Origin of the sequence: Chelativorans alearensis (genome assembly GCF_010993735.1) — a bacterium.
Classification (GTDB): Bacteria; Pseudomonadota; Alphaproteobacteria; order Rhizobiales; family Rhizobiaceae; genus Chelativorans; species Chelativorans alearense.
In genome coordinates this window covers 219,734-237,364 of record NZ_WQNI01000001.1, presented here as the reverse complement: position 1 = coordinate 237,364, position 17,631 = coordinate 219,734, and the positions used below count along the sequence as shown (strand labels likewise).

Sequence of the window (17,631 nt, the reverse complement as noted above, 5' to 3'; positions counted from 1 at the left end):
CCCCCGCGCTCCGGCCGGCATGCGCTTGTAGAATTGGTCTGACATCATAGCAGTTTGACCCACCGCATCGCGGCGGTCAAGATGTTTGGGAGCGGAGAAACTCCCGTGCTCGGCGGGGCAGGATTGTCAAAAGCGATATTGAGGACGCGTTCGCAGTCGCACCGATACGCGCATCGGTCATGCCCCCGCATGATTGATGTCGATGAAGGTGACTGCCCCTACCCGTTCCGGAACGCGTAGCTGTAGCCGTTGATCGCCGGCACGCCTCCCAGATGCGCATAGAGCACCTTCGAGCCCTCCGGGAAGAAGCCTTTCTTCACCAGGTCGATCATGCCCTGCATGGATTTTCCCTCGTAGACAGGATCGGTCATCATGCCCTCGAGCCGCGCAGATAGGCGGATCGCCTGTTTCGTCTCCTCCGACGGCACGCCGTAGAGCGGATAGGCATAGTCCTCGACCAGCACCACGTCGTCTTCCTCGATCGCATGTCCGAGATCCACGAGCGCCGCCGTCTTCCGTGCGATATCGAGAACCTGCGCCTTCGTCTGCGCGGGGGTCGCCGAGGCGTCGATGCCGATCACCTTTCGTGCCCGCCCGTCAGCGGCGAAGCCCACCAGCATGCCGGCATGGGTCGAGCCGGTCACGGTGCAGACGACGATATAGTCGAACTTGAAGCCAAGCTCGGCCTCCTGCGCGCGCACTTCTTCGGCAAAGCCCACATAGCCGAGCCCGCCATATTTATGAACCGAGGCCCCTGCGGGGATCGGATAGGGCTTGCCGCCCTTCGCTTCGACATCCCTCAGCGCATTTTCCCAGCTCTCGCGGATGCCGATGTCGAACCCCTCGTCGACCAGTTCCACCTCTGCGCCCATGACCCGGCTGAGCAGGATATTACCGACGCGGTCATAGACGGCATCCTCGTGCGGCACCCAGCTTTCCTGGACCAGGCGGCACTTGAAGCCGATCTTCGCCGCCACGGCGGCGACCATGCGCGTGTGGTTCGACTGCACGCCGCCGATCGACACCAGCGTATCGGCCCCGGAGGCGATGGCGTCGGGCACGATATACTCCAGCTTGCGCAGCTTGTTGCCGCCGAAGGCCAGACCCGAATTGCAGTCCTCCCGCTTGGCATAAAGCTCCACCCCGCCGCCCAGATGCGCCGAAAGACGCTCCAGCTTTTCGATGTGGGTGGGGCCGAAGGCAAGCGGGTAGCGTTCGAATTTTTCCAGCATGTACAGCCTTTCCGAAGGAGTGGAGCCGGCGGAGAGGCTAGCGGACTTTCCCCGAAAGGTGCTTTCATTGTTGCGCATCGCGTTGCTATGATTTCTTCAGTTCAGCCATCTATATGATGGAATCTTTTGTAACAGGCGGGCCATATGAAAGAACCTTCCGACGAAGAGGCATTGGACCGGATCGATCTCAAAATCCTCCGGCAGCTGCAGGGCGACGGCCGGTTGAGCAATGCCGATCTCGCCAGGCTGGTGGGCGTCAGCCCCGCGACCTGCCATCGCCGCACGGAGCGGCTCTTCAAAGCTGGCTACATCCGCGGCGTCCATGCGGCGATCGCGCCGGCGCGCGTAGAACGGGGCGCCCTGGTCATGGTCGGTGTGGTTCTCGACCGTTCCACACCCGAGAGCTTTTCCGCCTTCGAGGCAGCCGTGCTGAAGCTGCCCTTCATCCTCGATTGCCACCTGGTGGCGGGCGACTTCGACTATTTCCTGAAAATCCGCGTCCGCGACATGGCCGACTTCAACCGCCTGCACGGAAACCAGCTCATCGCCCTGCCCGGCGTGCGCCAGACGCGCACTTTCTTCGTCATGAAGGAAGTGGTGGATGGAGCACAGCTCGACTTCTGAGCCCACCCTCCTTCTCGCTCTAGACCAGTTCATCGTTCCACGGAATCGATGAACTGGTCTAATTCCTTGTTTTATCGCAATTCCGGACGGATCCACTTTTCCTGGAATTGCTCTATTCCAGCCGCATCAAGAGCCCGGCCATGAGCTGTGCCCGCTCGAGGAGGCTGTCGACCTCGATATATTCGCCGAGCGTGTGGAGGCCTGCGCCACGCACGCCGATGGAATCGAGCGTCGGGATGCCGAGTGCGCCTGTGAAGTTGCCATCCGAGCCGCCGCCGGCGCTGGCATGGGTCAGCTCGAAGCCGATCTCGCCGGCAATTCCGCGCGCCAGCTCATAGACCGCCATCGTGCCCGCGTCCGGCTCCCACACGGGGCGCGTCACGCCGCGCGTCACCTCGATGGTCACGTCGTTCTGTTCACCGGAAAGCGCCAGCATGCGCTTCACGCCATCATCGAGGTCCGCCTGGCGCTTGGCCATGGACAGCACCTCCGCGTCGCAGAACGAGGAAACGCAGTTCACCCACTGCCCGGCATGGATAACGCCGACCGAGAAGGTGCAGTCCTCGCTGGTCAGCGCCTCTATCTCCAGCACCTTGCGCGCCATGGCAGCGATTGCCGAACGACCGTCCTTCAGCGCCCAGCCGGCATGGCTTGGTCGGCCCGAGGTTTTTACATTGAAGCGGGCTATGGCATAGCGGCCGGTCACCGCTCCCCCGTCCGGCCGTGCAGGCTCGGGCACCAGCACCACCTTGTTTTTGCGCGCCTCCACCTCGATCAGCTCGCGTGTCGAAGGCGTTCCCACCTCCTCGTCGGGCGTGAACAGAACGGTGATCGGCAGCGGCGTCTTAAGGCCTGCCAGCGCAAGCTGGCGGATGGCTTCGATGCTCACATAATTGCCGCCCTTCATGTCCTGAATGCCGGGGCCGTAGCAGCGGCCATCCTCGATGCGCCACGGGTTCTTTTCCAGCGTCCCGATAGGATGAACCGTGTCGAGATGGCCGGAGATCAGGATGCCGGGCTTGCCGAAATCCTTGTGCGGAAAGCGCGCCCGCACAGAGCCGCCGAAGCCCATGCGTCCGGGAATGCGTTCGATCTCTGCGCCGGCCGCCGCCAGATCATAGGCGGCAAGATCCATCATCCGGTCGACAGCCGCGGCATCGAAGGTGGGGCTTTCGCATTCGATCCAGGGCTTAAGCCCGGCGAGCATGGCAGCGGTGTCAAAGGGCAGTTGCCTGTAATTCATTGGACGCGTCCTGATTGAAGATGTTCATTCCTGGCCGCTCCCACGGTTAAGAGCGGGCGCGAAACGGGATTCGGGACCGCGTTCATGCTCATACGGTCTGTAATTCATGGAAATTGGCGAAGTCCCAGGCACGTCCAGGGGCCGCCTCGATGAGGGAGCGCGTATAGGCATGCCGGGGGTTGGAAAGCACGTTGGCGGCGCTGTCGTGTTCGACGATGCGGCCGTGCTGCATCACCACGACCTCGTCGCAGATCTGCGCGGCTACACGCAGATCATGTGTGATGAAGAGAATGGTTATGCCGAGCTTCCTCTGCAGCGTCTCGAGCAGTTCCAGCACCTGCGCCTGTACGGAGACGTCGAGGGCGGACACCGCCTCATCGGCCACCAGCACGTCGGGCTCCATGGCGATGGCGCGGGCAATCGCCACGCGCTGCCGCTGACCGCCGGAGAACTGATGCGGATACCGGTTCACCGCGTCGTCCGGCAAGCCGACCAGCATCAGAAGTTCGGCCGCCCGTTTCAGCGCCGTCTTCTTCTCCGCCCCGGTGTTGAGCGGTCCCTCTATCAGGCTCCGGCCAATGGTCCAGCGCGGGTTGAGCGAGCGGAACGGATCCTGGAACACGATCTGGATATGCTTCCGGTAAGGCCGCAACGCGCGCCGCGAAAGCCGGGCGATCTCCCTGTCGGCGACGCGGATCTCTCCGTCGGTCGGGTCGATCAGCCGCATTATGCAGCGCGCCACCGTGGATTTTCCGGAACCGCTCTCGCCAACGATGCCAAGCGTGCGCCCACGTGGAATGGAAAAGCTCACATCGCTCGCCGCCCGCGTTGTCTTGCGCCGGCTGAAGAGGCCATGAGCGCCATAGATCTTCTGCAGGCCATCCACCGATAAAACGGCAGGGCCGTCCGGCTGCGGCCGGGATGGGCGGGGTGTCAGGCTCGGCACGGCCTTCAGCAGTTCCCGGGTGTAGTCGTGCTTCGGGTGGCGCAATAGCCCCTCGACCGGTGCCCGCTCGACGATCTGTCCGCGTCTCATCACATGCACCGTGTCCGCGATCTCCGCCACCACGCCCATGTCGTGGGTTATGAAGAGCACAGCGGTGCCGTGCTTTTCTTGCAGCTCGGCGATGAGGCTCAGGATCTGCTTTTGCGTCGTGACATCAAGGGCGGTGGTCGGCTCGTCGGCGATCAGCAGTTGCGGCTCCAGGATCAGCGCCATGGCGATCATGATGCGTTGGCGTTGCCCGCCGGAGAGCTGGTGCGGATAGGAGTGGTAGATGCGCTCCACATCCGGCAGATGCACCTGGCTCATGATGTCGAGCACGCGCGCCCTCTTCTCCCTGGCCGGCAGCCTGGCGTGGGTGTCGAGCACCTCCTCGATCTGGGCACCGACGCGGATAACCGGGTTCAGCGCCGTCATCGGTTCCTGGAAGATCATCGAGATCTTCCGCGCGCGCATGTGGCGCATTGCCTGGGCGCCGAGCGCGAGCAGGTTCCTCCCTTCCAGTTCGATGCGCCCGCCGGTGGCGGCGAGCGCCCCCTTGGGCAAGAGCCCCATGACCGAAAGCGAGGTGACGGACTTGCCGGAACCGGACTCGCCGACAAGGCAGACGGTCTCCCCTTGCCTGATTTCCAGCGACACCCGGTCGAGCACCGGCGGCGCGGTGTCGTTGTCGGCAAGCCGCACCGTCAGTTCGTCGATCCTCAGCACGCTCGGCACATCGTCGAAATTGCGGGTCTTGAAGCGCATGGTCATGCCTCCCGCTTCTTCAGGCGCGGGTCCAGTTTGTCACGCGCCGTATCGCCGAGCAGGTTGATGGACAGGATGCAGAGCGACAGCATCACGCCGGGCCAGAAGATGAGCGACGGCTTGAGCTGGAAATAGACCCGTCCCTCGGCCATGATGTTGCCCCAGGTGGGGATTTCCGTCGAAACGCCCGCCCCCAGGAAAGAGAGGATCGCTTCCGTCAGGATTGCCGAGGCGCAGATATAGGTGCCCTGCACGATAAGCGGAGCGAGGGTGTTGGGCATCAGGTGTTGCCAGAGGATCTTCGGCATCGAGGAGCCGAGTGCGACGGCCGCTTCCACATAAGGTTCCTCGCGCGCCGACAACACGACCGAGCGCACCAGCCGCACCACGCGCGGGATTTCCGGAATGGTGATGGCACTCATGACAGACCAGATGCTCGGGCCGTTGAGGGCTACCAGCGCGATGGCCAGCAGGATGGAGGGGATGGCCATGAGGCTGTCCATGACGCGCATGATGATGGCATCGGCGATCCGGAAAAAGCCGGACACAAGGCCGGTCAGAAGACCGATCAGAACGCTGACGACCGCGGCACCGATACCGATGAGCAGCGAGATGCGCCCGCCCGTCACGACGCGCGATAATAGATCGCGCCCATAGGCGTCGGTGCCCAGCGGATGGGTTTCGCTCGGCCCTTTCAGCCGCTGCAGCGCGTCCATGGACATCGGATCGTGCGGCACGATGAGCGGCGCCAGAAGTGACGCGAGCACAATCAGAAAGAGCACGGCCGCGGCGACCATCGGCCCGGCGCCAGCGCGCCAGCCGCGCGGCATAGCCATCGCGCCGAAGAGCCATTGCAGCCTTGCGGCGGGTTGCGGAGAGGCGACCATCAGTAGCGGATCCTCGGATCGAAGAAGGTGTAGGACAGGTCGATAATAAGGTTGATGAAGACGTAGAGGCCGCTCGTCAGGAGGATCATGCCCTGGATAACGGGATAGTCGCGCGCCAGAATGGCATCGACGGTCAGTCGACCGATGCCGGGAATATTGAAAACGCTCTCAGTCACCACCACCCCGCCGATAAGAAGCGCGAAGCCGGTGCCGATGATCGTCATGATCGGCACCGCGGCGTTTCTCAGCGCGTGGCGGAAGAGGACGACGATCTCCTTCACCCCCTTGGCGCGCGCGGTGCGGATATAATCCTCGCCCAGCACTTCCAGCATGGAAGCGCGGGTCATGCGGGCAATCAGCGCCACATAGATGGTGGCGAGCGTCAGGCACGGCAGGATGGCGCGGGACAGGAACGCGCCGAAACCTTCCGATGGCGCGACGTAGCCCTGCACGGGAAACCAGCCCAGCCCAATCGAAAACGTCTGAATAAAGAGATAGCCGATGACGAACACCGGAATCGAAAAGCCGAGCACCGAAAAGGCCATCACCACATAATCGACCCAGGTGCGGTGCCGCCAGGCGGCCAGCACTCCCATCGGCACGGCAATGAGAACGGACAGAACGATGGTGAGGATGGCGATGTTGATCGTCGGCCAGACGCGCTGGCCGATCATCTGCGTCACCGGCGTATTGGAGATCAATGAGGTGCCAAGGTCGCCCTGCAGAAGCAGACCCACCCAGGTGATGAACTGCTCGTGCAGCGGCTCGGAAAGGCCGAGCGAGGTGCGGATCCGCTCGAGTTGGGCCGGCGTGGCCATATCGCCGGCGATGATCGCCGCCGGATCGCCCGGCGTCAGCCGCAAGAGCAGGAAAACGAAGACGGCGACAATGGTCATCACCGGAATAACGGCCAGGATGCGCCGGATGATGTAGCCTAGCATCGGAACGCGTTGTCCTCTGACGAAGCGCCTACATGGCCCGAAACGTATGCGGCACCAGCCCGAAGACTGCCGTCACCGCACGGGGAACAAGCCCCCTCACGCCCGGAGCGGGCCTCGCCCGGCTGGTGCAGCGCCGGGCGAGGCTTGTTCACGGCGGTCAGTCCGCTTTTTCGACGTTCCAGAACACGGGGACCGGAGACGGGATCATGCCGGTCAGCTTGTTGCTGCGTGCTTGTGGAGACGCATACTGGCCAAGTGGGATGTAGAGCACGTTCTCCAGCGTATGTTCCTGGATCCTGACAGCCACTTCCTTCTGCTTGTCCAACGTGTCGGCTGCGATGAACTCCGCGCGCAACACCTCGATCTCATCGTCCTCCGGCCAGCCGAACCAGGCGTCGTCTCCGCGGCCGTTCAGCATGGGGCTGATCAGGGGCGAATTGATCTCCGGCACCATCCAGTTGGTGAAGAACATGTTCCAGCCGCCTTCGGAAGGTTTCGCCTGGCTGGCGCGGCGCGTCACCAGTGTCTGCCAGTCCATCGGCTGCATATCGACATTGAAGCCAGCCTCGCGCAGTGCCTGCGCGGCGACCACCGGCTGGGCCGTGAGGCTCACCACGTCGGTAGGCTGCATCAGAACAACCGGCGTGCCGTCATAGCCGGCCTCCTCCAGCAGCTTCTTGGCGCCCTCGATGTCGCCGCCGGACGTCAGCGTCCCGGAGCCGGAATCATCGGCCAACGGCGTGCCGCAACCGAAGATCGCGCCGCATATCGTGTAGTAGTCGGGATTGCCGATCAGCGTGCCCAGGACATTTTCCTGGCTCAGTGCCATCATCGCGGCCTGGCGGATCTTCACATCGTCGAAGGGCGGGTATTTGAAATTCATGCGGCCTATCGTCTGGTAGCCCAGCTCGTCGCGTGTCTCTACCGTCACGTTCTCGCTGGTTTCCAGAATCGGCAATAGATCGATCTGTACCTGTTCGATATAGTCGATCTCGCCCGACATCAGCGCGTTGATTGCGGTCTGCGCGTCGGGCATCGTCACCCATTTGACTTGATCCACCTTGACGTTCTTGCCGCCGGCCATCCAGTTCGCCGGCTCCTCGCGCGGCACATAATCCTCGAACTTGCGGTAGGTGACCGAAACGCCCGGCTGGTATTCCTCCTCCACGAAGACGAAGGGGCCGGAGCCGGTGTAATCGGTAATCGCCTCGTCAGCCGATCCGCTCGCGACGCGCTCCGGCATGATGAAGGGCGGCACCGCCGACTGCTTGCCGACGATCTCGAGAAGCGCGGGGAACGGGCTCTTCAGCGTCCACACCAGCGTCTTGTCGTCTTTTGCTTCAAGGCTTTCGGTCACGTCGAAGAGGAGCTGGCCACCGGAATCGCGCTTGCCCCAGCGCTTCAGCGAGGCCACCGCATCGGCTGCCGTCACCGGATTGCCGTCGTGAAACGTCAAACCGTCGCGCAGGGTGAAGGTATAGACGAGATTGTCGTCGGAGATGGTCCAGTCGGCCATCTGCGGCTGCGGCTCGAAGTTCTCGTCGACGGCCACCAGAACGTCGTAGATCATGTAGCCGTGGTTGCGGGTGATGTGCGCGGTGGTGATGATCGGATCGAGCACGCGCAGGCCCGAATGCATCACGGCGGTGACGGTTTTGCCCTCGGCCCCGGCCGGTGTCGTGGCCAGGCTACTGCCGGTCATGAGCGCAGCGCCCGCCAGAAGGCCAAGTGCCATCCCCCTGCCAAGACTCGTGCAGCGGAAAAGTCTCTCCTGAATACGCAACATTGTGTTCCCTCTTGTTGTTGGATGTGAATGCTCTGCGTTCGGTGGCATGATGTCTGGCGCGGTTCTCCTGCCGCGTTGGATGCGTTCAGGCCTCCTTCTTTTCGCGTCCGTCGACGCGGCGGAAGATCGGCCCCTTGGGCGAAAGGCGCATACCGTCGGCCAACCTGGTCCATGGCAGGTCGGCCGGATCGAGCGGCATCGGGCCGGGCGCCGCGCAGACCAGTACCGTCTCGGCGATAGGCTCGAAATCGGCGCGGAAATGGACCGAGCTCTTGTTGACGAGGATGGCCATCTCCGTGGGCTCGATGCCGACAAAGCGGTACATCGCAAGGTCCGCCATCTGCGCCTTGTGCGAGGCGACCACCACCTTCACTCCGTCGATGGAAAGGCACGCGGATGGGCCGACATTCATGCGCGTGCCGCCGTAATACGGCCCAGTGGCGTGCAGATCGCCGTTCGACAGTTTCTCGACGCGGAACGTCGCCTCCAACGGCGCATCGCCTGGAACGCCCGATCGCCCGCCGAGCGCAATGGATATCGTGGCCCCCTCCCCCGCCGCGTGCGCTGCGCGGGCTGCATCCGGATCCACCATCATGCCGAGCGCCGCTTTTCTTGCGCCATTTCTCAGCAGCGCGCGCAGCATTCCGGTCGTATCGGAATCGCCGCCGGCGCCGGGATTGTCCTGCGTGTCGGCGATCACCACGGGTCGGCCTGCGCCTGCGGCGATGCGCATGGCCTCGCGTACGCCTTCGTCCGGCTCGTAGGCCCGGCCGGCGAAGGCATGTTCGCTTGCCAGAATACGCTCATAGAGGTGATCGGCGGCGCGATCCGCCGCGTCCTGCGTCTCCCCGTGGGCAAGTACCGTCTGACCGCATTCTTCGATGTCGGCGGCGGGGAAACCCATCCAGTAGGAGACGCTGGCGACACCATCCCTCTCCAGCGCCGCCACCTCGGCATAGAGGCTCCTTGCCGGCTCTATAAGCGTGCACTGCCAAGGAATGGAGGTCAGATAGGGGAGCCGCCGGAATGCCTTGGCGAAAGGCCGGCCGCGCGCCATCAGTTTGTCGAGCCCTTCGGCGGCACGACGGCCGGTCTGCGCCATATCCACATGCGGATAGGTGCGGAACGCGACCAGGAGATCGGCCTCCTCGACCATCCGCCTCGTCGTGTTGCCGTGCAGATCGAGGCTGACGGCGATCGGCACGCCAGGCCCTACGACCCTGCGTATGCGGGCGATCAATTCGCCCTCCCCATCGTCCAGATGCTCGGCCACCATCGCGCCGTGCAGGTCAAGGCACACGCCATCGAGGCGCCCTGCCCTTGCAATGCCGTCGACAATCTCCGCGGCAATCCTTTCATAGGCATCGCGCGTCACATGGGCGGAGGGAATGGCCCCTGTCCACAATACCGGGACCAATTCCCAGCCTGCTTCTTCGGCATGCGCAACGGCACCGGAAATGCCCAGATTCACGCCGCGGCAGCGTTCGGGAATCTCCGCTCCCCGCGACATCGGCAGATAGCCGCCACCTTGCTCGAAATGCGCATAGGTCGCTCTGGACGGAGCGAAGGTGTTCGTCTCATGCAGGAAACCGGCCAGCGCCACCCGCTTGCTCATGATGCACCCCCAACCGGACGGACGCTGACAGACATGCGCTGTGGCACTCGAACCGCTTCCGCTTCTTTGCGAACACCTTTTCGGGTCGACGCCCCGAAAGCCGCGTGATAGGGACAGACATGAAGTATCGCTGTGCAATACTTTCGTATTATGTTTACGATAAATGTGCGGCGGACAGGAAGTCAAACGAATTTTGGGAGGTCATGCTTGCGCTATGTCCAAAGGGCCGAATACGGCGTGCGCCCCACCACCCGTGTCGAAAAGGATGATCCGCTTTTTGTCCAGGCGATCGCCCGCGCCTTGCAGGTGCTCTCGGTTTTCCATGAATCGGGAAAACCGCTGACGCTGAATGAGATCGGCGCCGCCGCCGGCGTGGGCAAGAGCGCGGCGCAACGTGTCGTCCATACGCTGAAGCAACTCGGCTATATAGAGCGCGATGCAGACGACCGAGGCTATGTGCCCGGCATACGCATCCTCGATCACGCACGCGATTACCTGCGCCTCAATCCGTTGGTTGCGCGGGCCTCGCCCGTGTTGCTGGAACTGAGGCGCAATGCCCGCGAGCGTGTGGATTTGAGCCTGCGCGACGATCTGCGCCTCGTTTATGCCGCCCGCCTGCAAAGCAAACGCGAGACCTTCTTCGCAACCCTGGTTGGGCAAAGCGTGCCGATTTACTGTACCTCCGGTGGCCGTGCCGTCATGGCGCATATGAGCGACGCCGAAGTGGACGACATCATCACGCGTTCCGATCGCCGCGAGATCACGCCGAGAACGATCACCGACCCCGATCAGATTCGCGCCAAAGTGCGCGAGGCGCGCGAAAACGGCTACGCGCTCGCGCTGGAAGAAATTCTGCAGGGAGAGATTGCCATCGCCACGGCAATCCTTTCGCCCGACGGCACGCCGCTTGGTGCAATCCACATCGCCGGCTCCCTCAGCGAATGGGATGAAGAGACCTTCTGCCGACGCTTCGCGCCGCTTGCGGGGGAAGCGGCCGGCGCCATCAATCGATTCTAGGCTGCCGGGATCGGTCGTCCTACGCAGCCTCGAACAGATGCGCCCGCGCGGGATCGAAGCCGAGCGCAATCTGCGAGCCGAGATCCAGCGGGCGATCCTCCGAGAGGGCGGCGACGATGCGGCCGCCGCGCGTCAGTTCGACATTGACCACGGTTTCCGTGCCGAGCCGCTCCACCAGCGCCACTGTGCCGTGCAGTGCGCCGGCGGTGCCGTTCTTCGAAACGGAGAGATATTGCGGCCGGATGCCAAGCTTCCCCTTCGCCATCGAGGCGTAATCCCGGCCGGCGGCGGGCAGGGTCACCGGGTCGAGGGCGGGAGCTTTCACCGTGATCCCCTCCGCCGAGCGCTCCACCACCTCGACATCCATGAAGTTCATCGAGGGCGAGCCGATGAAGCCGGCGACGAAGAGGTTCGCCGGGTTGTGGTAAAGCTCCATCGGCGCGCCGATCTGCTGCACCACGCCGTCACGAAGAACGACGATCTTGTCCGCCAGCGTCATCGCCTCGACCTGGTCATGGGTGACGTAGACCATCGTCGCGTCAAGCTGCTTGTGCAGCTTGCCGATCTCCATGCGCATGTCCATGCGCAACGCCGCGTCGAGGTTCGACAGCGGCTCGTCGAACAGGAAGACGGCGGGATCGCGCACGATGGCGCGGCCGATGGCGACGCGCTGGCGCTGGCCGCCCGAAAGCTGCGAGGGGCGCCGGTCGAGCAGGTGCTCCATCTGCAGGATGCGCGCCGCCTCCATCACCTTCTTCTCCTTCTCCTCCTTCGCGACGCCGGCGATGGTGAGCCCGAAACCGACGTTCTCGCGCACCGACATATGGGGGAAGATGGCGTAGCTCTGGAACACCATGGCGATGCCGCGGTCCTTCGGCTGCACCTCGTTGACGATGCGGCCGCCGATCTCGAGCGTGCCCGAGGTGATGTCCTCCAGCCCGGCGATCATGCGCAGGAGCGTGGACTTGCCGCAGCCGGACGGCCCGACGAAGACGACGAACTCGCCATCCTTAATGTCGAGGTCGACGCCCTTTATGACCTCGACCTTTCCGTAGCTCTTGCGCACCTCTTTCAGCGAGACATCCGCCATGGCTTCCTCCTCATACGGCCAGGGCCGTCTTGGTGACGACCTTCAGCGCGCCATTTTCATCGATGACGACGGGCTCCGGGTCCATGATATGGCCGGCGAAGCCGCGGCCGTCCGGTCGGTCTGCGAAACCCATGATCGCCATGCCCTCGCCGGTCTCGACAATGCGCGCGGCATAGCGCCGGCACGGCAGGGCACCGTCGAGAAAAGGTCCCGGCGCCACCTGCCACGGCCCGCGGGGATCGTCGGCGACCAGATAATGGGTACCGGTAACCGGCCCGCCGGGCACCGCCTCGGCCTGATCCCTGGAGAAGTGCTCGGCCGCGGTGCAGAAGAGGCAGTACCAGCGGCCGTTCTTCTCGAAGACCTGCGGCACCTCCAGCTGGCCGAAGCCGCCGACGAAAACGGGTTCCTGCAAGGTCCAGCGATGGAGGTCGGGGGATGTTGCGAAGCCGATGGCGCCGCCGCCGTTCGGCTCCGCGATGCCGGCCGCGCGGGCCGTGAAATACATCAGCCAGCCGTCGCCCGCAGGATCGCGCATGACCCACGGGTCGCGCATGGCGCGGTCGTGCCAGAAGCCGCGCGCGTGGTCCGCCTCGTAGGCCTTCGCCGCCTCTCCGACGAGATCGAGGCAAGGATCGGGCCCGACGCGCTTCCAGGAATGAAGATCGGTGGAAGTCGCATGGCCGATGCGCTGGATCAGCCCGTCCTCTGCATGGCTGGCGCCGGTGTAGAACAGGTGCCACAGGCCCTCGTCGTCGCGCACGACCGACCCGGTCCATGTCGTATAGTCGTCCCAGGCGGGGCCCGGCGCAGGCAAGAAACAGGTGCCAAGATGCATCCAGTTAACGAGATCGCGGCTCGTCGCGTGGCCCTGGCTGACGTTCCAGTGGCGCAGGTCCGGGTCCACCAGCGCCTTGTCGGCCTGCAGGAAGAATGCGTGCCAGAGGTCGCCGTCGCGGACGTACCAGCTGTCCCAGATCCATTTGTCGTCGAGCGCCAGAACCATATTTTTCAGCTTTTCCTTTTTCAGCCTTTCACGCCGGTCGATGCGATCGAGGCGATGAAGGCGCGTTGCAGGACGAGATAGAAGGCAAGGACGGGAAGGGTGATGACCGACAGGTAGGCCATCACCTCCCCCCAGGCAACGTTGAGCTGGAAGAAGTAGCCGAGCCCGACCATGATCGGCCGGTGGGCCTCGTCCTGCACGACGATCAGCGGCCACAGATATTGCTCGTTGTACATCTTCAGCGATTTCAAGATGGCGGCCGTCGCCAGCACCGGGCCGGACAGCGGCATCACCACCCTTCGATAGATCTGCCACCACGACGCGCCTTCCGCGCGCGCCGCCTCGATGAGCTCGCGGGGCAGGTCCTTGAAATACTGCACGAAAAGGAAAATCGTCAGCGCGTCGGCGATCCAGGGGATGATCTGCACCCGGTAGGTGTTGAGCCAGCCATACTCGATGCCGTCGAGGCCGAGCCACGGCAGCCGCGAGACGAACAGGAGGAGCGGTATGGCGATGGTCTCGAACGGGACGATGAGCGTGGCAAGCGCGATCGACAGAAGCAGGCCGTTGCCGCGCCATTTCAGATAGGTGAAGGAAAAGGCCGCGAGCGAGCAGAGGAAGAGGGAGGCGGTCACCGTGACGACGGTGACGAAGACGGAATTGAGCACGAAGCGCCCGATTGGCGCGCGCTGAAAGGCGGCCGTATAGTTGCTCAGGCTGATGTCGCCGACGGGAAGGAAGGCGCGCAGCGAAGATGTGTCGCTGAGGAGCTGTGCCGTCGGCTTCAGGGAGGAGACGATCATGAAGACGAGCGGGAAGGCGAACACCAGCGCGACGAGCACCAGCACCAGATAGCGCACGGCGAGCCGCAGGCCGCGATTATCTCGGGAGATCGTGGCCATCAGGTCCGCTCCCGCGTCAGGTAGCGCTGGATGAGGGAGATGGTCAGGACGAGCAGGAAGAGGATCACCGAGATCGTCGATCCGCCGGAAATGTCCTGCTTGCCGTAGCCGCGTTCGACGGCCTGGAATACCAGCGTCTGCGTGCTGTCGAGCGGCCCGCCGTTGGTCATCACGTCGATCTGCGCGAACAGCGCGAATGACTGCATGGTGATGACGATCAGCACCAGAACGGCGGTATTGCGCAGCCCGGGCCAGGTGACATACCGGAAGGTCTGCCACTTCGAGGCGCCCTCGATGGCCGCAGCCTCGTAGAGCGTCGGCGAGATCGTCTGCAGCCCGGCGAGCCAAATCACCATGTGAAAGCCGACGGCCTGCCAGATCGACATGGCGATGATCGACCCGAGTGCGGTATCGGTGTTGCCGAGCCAGTCCACCGGTTCGAAGAGGCCGAAGGTGAGGCCCGAGAGCAGGTTGTTCAACAGGCCGTCATTGCCGTCGTAGATGAAGCGCCACAGAAGCGAGACGACGACGATGGAGACGACGACGGGCATGAAGAAGACCGTGCGGAACACGTTGATGCCGCGCAGCCTCTGGTTGATCAGTAATGCCAAAACGAGCGCCAGCCCGCCCTGGACGGGGGCGACGACAATGACGAAGGTGAGCGTGTTGACGAGCGCCTTCATGAAGATGACGTCGCTTGCCACCACCACCCGCGCATTGTCGCCCGACTGCCAGCGGAACCATTCGCGCATGCCGGCATATTGGCTGTATTCGTCGCTGCGGGTGATGGAACGAACCCTCGGATATTGCAGGGCGCCGTCCTCGTCGCGGACGATCTCGCCGCTCTCGTCGCGTTCCGGCTCCAGCGTGACGACCGCAAGGCCGAGCAGGTTGCGGTAGTTCTCGAGACCGACATACTGGGTCGGGTTCGGCGAGATGAGCCTTTGATCGGTCAGCGAAAGGGCGAACGCGAAGAAGAAGGGCACGATGATGAAGAGCGCGATGAGGCCGAAACCCGGCAGCGCGAAGGCCCACCCCGCCCTGTTGGATTGCGTCAGTTTCGATCCCACGGTCCGCCTCCGCTAGTTCCGCGGCAGATGGCTCCCGGCACGCGCCGGGAGCCGCGCCTGGTTCAGCCTTCGTGGCCGTAGCCCTGGTTGCGCTTGATGTCGGCATCGATCTCGTCGACGGCGGCATCCAGCGTGTCGCCGACGTCGGCGCCGTTCGCAATATCGGCCAGAGCCTTGGTGAAGACCTTGGACTGGACGACATAGCCTGGCGTCACCGGGCGCAGCCGCGCCTGCTGCTCGGAAAGGGCGAAGAAGGCCTCGAGCGGACCGCCCTCGGCGTAGTTCTTGGTCATCGCCGCCGCGCCGGGCGTCGAGGGGATAAGTCCGATCGCATCGGAGAAGGCCGCGAGGTACTTGTCCTGCAGCGCGAACTCGATGAAAGCGGCAGCGCCTTCCGGATTGTCCGAGCTGGCCGATATCCCGAACTGCCAGGAGCCGCCGCCGATATAATTGCCCTCGCCGAAGTCGGGCGCGGGCAGGAAGACCACGTCGTCCACCTCCTCGAGCGTGGCCACGGCGCGCCAGTTGCCGTTCCACTGGAAGGCGAAGTCACCCTCGATGAAGCCGCGCTCCTGATCGGCGGGGGCCTCGCTGGTTCCCGGCGCATAGCCTTCCTCGAAGAGCGACTGCCACCACTCGCCAAATTCGATGGCCGCCTCGCCGTTCAGCACGCCCTCGGCGGTCTGGTAGGTATCGCGGTCGACGATGCCGCCGCCATGGGACCAGAGGAAAGGGGCAAAGGCATAGGGATACCACTCGCCCTGGTCGTTCATGCCGAGGTCCAGAGCGAATTTGTAATTGCCGCTGTCCTTGGCTGCCTTGAGAGCCGCCATGAATTCCTCGCCCGTCCATGGCTCCTCGAGCGTCGGGCGGCGCAGGCCAAGCTCCTCGAGCGTCGATTCGCGGGCATAGAGCGCAACGGCCGCGTCCCACAGGCCGACGGAGTAGACCTTGCCGTCCCAGCGGCCGATCGCGCCCGGCAGGAAGTTCTCGATGACGCTTTCCTCGATCGGCAGCGGCTGCATGTAGCCCGACCACGCCCAGTTGGGCATCACCGGTCCGTCTACGTCGATGATGTCGGGCAGGTTCCCGGCAAGCGCGGCTGCCACGACGGAATCGTTATAGGAGCTCTGCGGAAAGCTCTCGATCACCACCTTCCAGTCGGACTGGCTTTCGTTGAAGTCCGAGACGATCTTGTTGATCAGCTTCGATTCAACTTCGTTGCCGGCACCGTGGTACCACATGCTGAGTTCGGTCTGCGCATGCGCCGTATGTGGCAGCACGGCCGACGCCAGAAGGGCCGCGGCAAACAATGATGTCTTTCTCATAGGTATTTCCTCCTCCATGACAGGGATCTTTCATCCCGTTTGGGCGCTCGGGTTTCGCTCGGTGACCGATTGGCGCCAGACAACCGGACCGCTTATCAGTGGCAACGGCCCATTCTCTTTCTCTGCGGGCGCGTTCGCGCGCAGGCGCTCAAGCAGCATGTGCGCCGCCTTCTCGCCCATGGCCTGATAGGGAAGCACCGCCGTCGTCAGCGGCGGGTAGAGCGTTTCGGATATGAGCTTGTAATCGTCGAAGCCGGCGACGGAGATGTCTCCCGGCACCGCGACGCCGCGGCTGCGCAATATGCCGTAGACCTGCAGCGCCATCCGGTCGTTGCCGCAGCAAAGCACCGTCGGCGCCTCGTCGAGCGCCATCATGCGCGCGATGGCGTCGCCGATCAGCGTGACCTCGCGCGGACCGCTGTTGTGTAGGCCGGCTACGGCGACAAGGTCCGGATCGTATGCGAGACCCGCCTCCGCCAGCGCGTCGCGGTAGCCTTGAAGGCGCAGCCCCTGCGCAACGAGGTCCTCCGGCAGAGTGAGGAAGCCGATACGGCGATGCCCGGCCGCGATCAGCCGCGCCACCAGCGCATGCTGGCCGCGGCGGTCGTCCGGCAGCACGCAGGGCGTTCCCGCATCGTCGAAGCAGTTCACGAGGATCAGTGTCTCGGCCCGCGCGATCGCCGGCAGGTCGACCTTGCGGTGATAGTCGGCGACATAGATGAGCGCCTCGACGCGATGCTGGGCGAATGTGCGGGTCAGATCCGCGACCTTGGCCGGGTCGCCGCCCGTGTCGGAGATCAGGAGCGTGATGCCTGCTTCGGTAAGGACGTGCAGAATCCCCTGGACGATCAAAAGGTCCGGCAGGCCCGAGGATTCGGGCGAGGACGGCGTGGTGCTGATTGCACCTGTGATCAGGCCGACCAACCCCGTCTTGTTGGACCGCATGGTGCGCGCGGCGCGCGAGGGCACATAGGCAAGCTCACCCATTGCGCTCTCGACGGCCTTGCGGGTCTCGGTATTGACCGGCGCATCTCCGTTCATGACGCGAGAGACCGTTTTCGGCGAGACACCCGCCTTCCTGGCAACGTCGTAGATGGTCGCCAAACCGTCCTCCCGCATGCAATGCTATGACACCGATGT

At 63.8% G+C, this 17,631-nt stretch carries 15 protein-coding genes; 2 read left to right on the top strand and 13 right to left on the bottom strand.

Annotated elements, in window-relative coordinates; translation table 11 throughout:
* Positions 1-218: 218 nt before the first annotated feature.
* A complete protein-coding gene (locus GPJ75_RS01075; protein WP_163264217.1) occupies positions 219-1,232 on the bottom strand; it encodes a 1-aminocyclopropane-1-carboxylate deaminase in 1,014 nt (337 codons plus the stop codon).
* Positions 1,233-1,376: 144 nt separating this feature from the next.
* On the opposite strand from GPJ75_RS01075, the gene GPJ75_RS01070 reads away from it, so the two are divergent.
* Positions 1,377-1,856, top strand: a complete 480-nt coding sequence (locus GPJ75_RS01070; RefSeq protein ID WP_163264215.1) for an Lrp/AsnC family transcriptional regulator — start codon at positions 1,377-1,379, stop codon at positions 1,854-1,856.
* A 112-nt stretch (positions 1,857-1,968) separates the two neighbouring features.
* Here GPJ75_RS01070 and GPJ75_RS01065 read toward each other — a convergent pair whose 3' ends face one another.
* From GPJ75_RS01065 to GPJ75_RS01040, 6 genes are all read right to left on the bottom strand, one after another.
* Positions 1,969-3,099 carry a M20/M25/M40 family metallo-hydrolase gene (locus GPJ75_RS01065; protein ID WP_163264213.1) on the bottom strand — a complete coding sequence of 377 codons (1,131 nt, stop codon included), beginning with the start codon at positions 3,097-3,099 and terminating at the stop codon, positions 1,969-1,971.
* 88 nt (positions 3,100-3,187) lie between these two features.
* A complete protein-coding gene (locus GPJ75_RS01060; protein WP_163264211.1) occupies positions 3,188-4,849 on the bottom strand; it encodes an ABC transporter ATP-binding protein in 1,662 nt (553 codons plus the stop codon).
* Between the two features lie 2 nt (positions 4,850-4,851).
* The gene (locus GPJ75_RS01055) at positions 4,852-5,679 is read right to left on the bottom strand and encodes an ABC transporter permease (RefSeq protein WP_425483105.1); all 828 of its coding nucleotides are present in this window, start codon (positions 5,677-5,679) and stop codon (positions 4,852-4,854) included.
* Between the two features lie 56 nt (positions 5,680-5,735).
* Positions 5,736-6,677 (bottom strand): ABC transporter permease, encoded by a 942-nt coding sequence (locus tag GPJ75_RS01050; RefSeq protein WP_163264207.1) that lies wholly within the window; start codon positions 6,675-6,677, stop codon positions 5,736-5,738.
* A gap of 157 nt (positions 6,678-6,834) precedes the next feature.
* Positions 6,835-8,412, bottom strand: coding sequence for an ABC transporter substrate-binding protein (locus GPJ75_RS01045; protein ID WP_246248859.1), 1,578 nt, complete (start codon positions 8,410-8,412; stop codon positions 6,835-6,837).
* Between the two features lie 136 nt (positions 8,413-8,548).
* Positions 8,549-10,078, bottom strand: a complete 1,530-nt coding sequence (locus GPJ75_RS01040) for a M81 family metallopeptidase (RefSeq protein ID WP_163264203.1) — start codon at positions 10,076-10,078, stop codon at positions 8,549-8,551.
* Between the two features lie 207 nt (positions 10,079-10,285).
* On the opposite strand from GPJ75_RS01040, the gene GPJ75_RS01035 reads away from it, so the two are divergent.
* The gene (locus GPJ75_RS01035) at positions 10,286-11,095 is read left to right on the top strand and encodes an IclR family transcriptional regulator (RefSeq protein WP_205602435.1); all 810 of its coding nucleotides are present in this window, start codon (positions 10,286-10,288) and stop codon (positions 11,093-11,095) included.
* Positions 11,096-11,114: 19 nt separating this feature from the next.
* On the opposite strand, the gene GPJ75_RS01030 is transcribed toward GPJ75_RS01035, so the two are convergent.
* From GPJ75_RS01030 to GPJ75_RS01005, 6 genes are all read right to left on the bottom strand, one after another.
* Entirely contained in the window at positions 11,115-12,185 is a 1,071-nt protein-coding gene (locus GPJ75_RS01030; RefSeq protein WP_163264199.1) for an ABC transporter ATP-binding protein, read from the bottom strand.
* A gap of 10 nt (positions 12,186-12,195) precedes the next feature.
* Positions 12,196-13,191 carry a glycoside hydrolase family protein gene (locus tag GPJ75_RS01025; RefSeq protein ID WP_163264197.1) on the bottom strand — a complete coding sequence of 332 codons (996 nt, stop codon included), beginning with the start codon at positions 13,189-13,191 and terminating at the stop codon, positions 12,196-12,198.
* 20 nt (positions 13,192-13,211) lie between these two features.
* Positions 13,212-14,093: a carbohydrate ABC transporter permease gene (locus GPJ75_RS01020; protein ID WP_159585299.1), complete on the bottom strand. Its 882-nt coding sequence runs from the start codon at positions 14,091-14,093 to the stop codon at positions 13,212-13,214.
* Positions 14,093-15,163 (bottom strand): carbohydrate ABC transporter permease, encoded by a 1,071-nt coding sequence (locus GPJ75_RS01015; RefSeq protein ID WP_163264195.1) that lies wholly within the window; start codon positions 15,161-15,163, stop codon positions 14,093-14,095. The genes GPJ75_RS01020 and GPJ75_RS01015 overlap by 1 nt, the downstream gene beginning before the upstream one ends.
* A gap of 62 nt (positions 15,164-15,225) precedes the next feature.
* Positions 15,226-16,491: an ABC transporter substrate-binding protein gene (locus GPJ75_RS01010; RefSeq protein WP_163264193.1), complete on the bottom strand. Its 1,266-nt coding sequence runs from the start codon at positions 16,489-16,491 to the stop codon at positions 15,226-15,228.
* Between the two features lie 30 nt (positions 16,492-16,521).
* Positions 16,522-17,595 carry a LacI family DNA-binding transcriptional regulator gene (locus GPJ75_RS01005; RefSeq protein ID WP_163264191.1) on the bottom strand — a complete coding sequence of 358 codons (1,074 nt, stop codon included), beginning with the start codon at positions 17,593-17,595 and terminating at the stop codon, positions 16,522-16,524.
* Positions 17,596-17,631 lie beyond the last annotated feature (36 nt).

What these genes read in the sequence shown, in the direction of transcription:
- GPJ75_RS01025 (WP_163264197.1), bottom strand. Translation starts at nt 13,191, where the DNA reads ATGGTTCTGGCGCTCGACGACAAATGGATCTGGGACAGCTGGTACGTC.
- GPJ75_RS01055 (WP_425483105.1), bottom strand. Translation starts at nt 5,679, where the DNA reads ATGCCGCGCGGCTGGCGCGCTGGCGCCGGGCCGATGGTCGCCGCGGCC.
- GPJ75_RS01010 (WP_163264193.1), bottom strand. Translation starts at nt 16,491, where the DNA reads ATGAGAAAGACATCATTGTTTGCCGCGGCCCTTCTGGCGTCGGCCGTG.
- GPJ75_RS01050 (WP_163264207.1), bottom strand. Translation starts at nt 6,677, where the DNA reads ATGCTAGGCTACATCATCCGGCGCATCCTGGCCGTTATTCCGGTGATG.
- GPJ75_RS01030 (WP_163264199.1), bottom strand. Translation starts at nt 12,185, where the DNA reads ATGGCGGATGTCTCGCTGAAAGAGGTGCGCAAGAGCTACGGAAAGGTC.
- GPJ75_RS01045 (WP_246248859.1), bottom strand. Translation starts at nt 8,412, where the DNA reads ATGGCACTTGGCCTTCTGGCGGGCGCTGCGCTCATGACCGGCAGTAGC.
- GPJ75_RS01070 (WP_163264215.1), top strand. Translation starts at nt 1,377, where the DNA reads ATGAAAGAACCTTCCGACGAAGAGGCATTGGACCGGATCGATCTCAAA.
- GPJ75_RS01075 (WP_163264217.1), bottom strand. Translation starts at nt 1,232, where the DNA reads ATGCTGGAAAAATTCGAACGCTACCCGCTTGCCTTCGGCCCCACCCAC.
- GPJ75_RS01065 (WP_163264213.1), bottom strand. Translation starts at nt 3,099, where the DNA reads ATGAATTACAGGCAACTGCCCTTTGACACCGCTGCCATGCTCGCCGGG.
- GPJ75_RS01020 (WP_159585299.1), bottom strand. Translation starts at nt 14,093, where the DNA reads ATGGCCACGATCTCCCGAGATAATCGCGGCCTGCGGCTCGCCGTGCGC.
- GPJ75_RS01040 (WP_163264203.1), bottom strand. Translation starts at nt 10,078, where the DNA reads ATGAGCAAGCGGGTGGCGCTGGCCGGTTTCCTGCATGAGACGAACACC.
- GPJ75_RS01060 (WP_163264211.1), bottom strand. Translation starts at nt 4,849, where the DNA reads ATGCGCTTCAAGACCCGCAATTTCGACGATGTGCCGAGCGTGCTGAGG.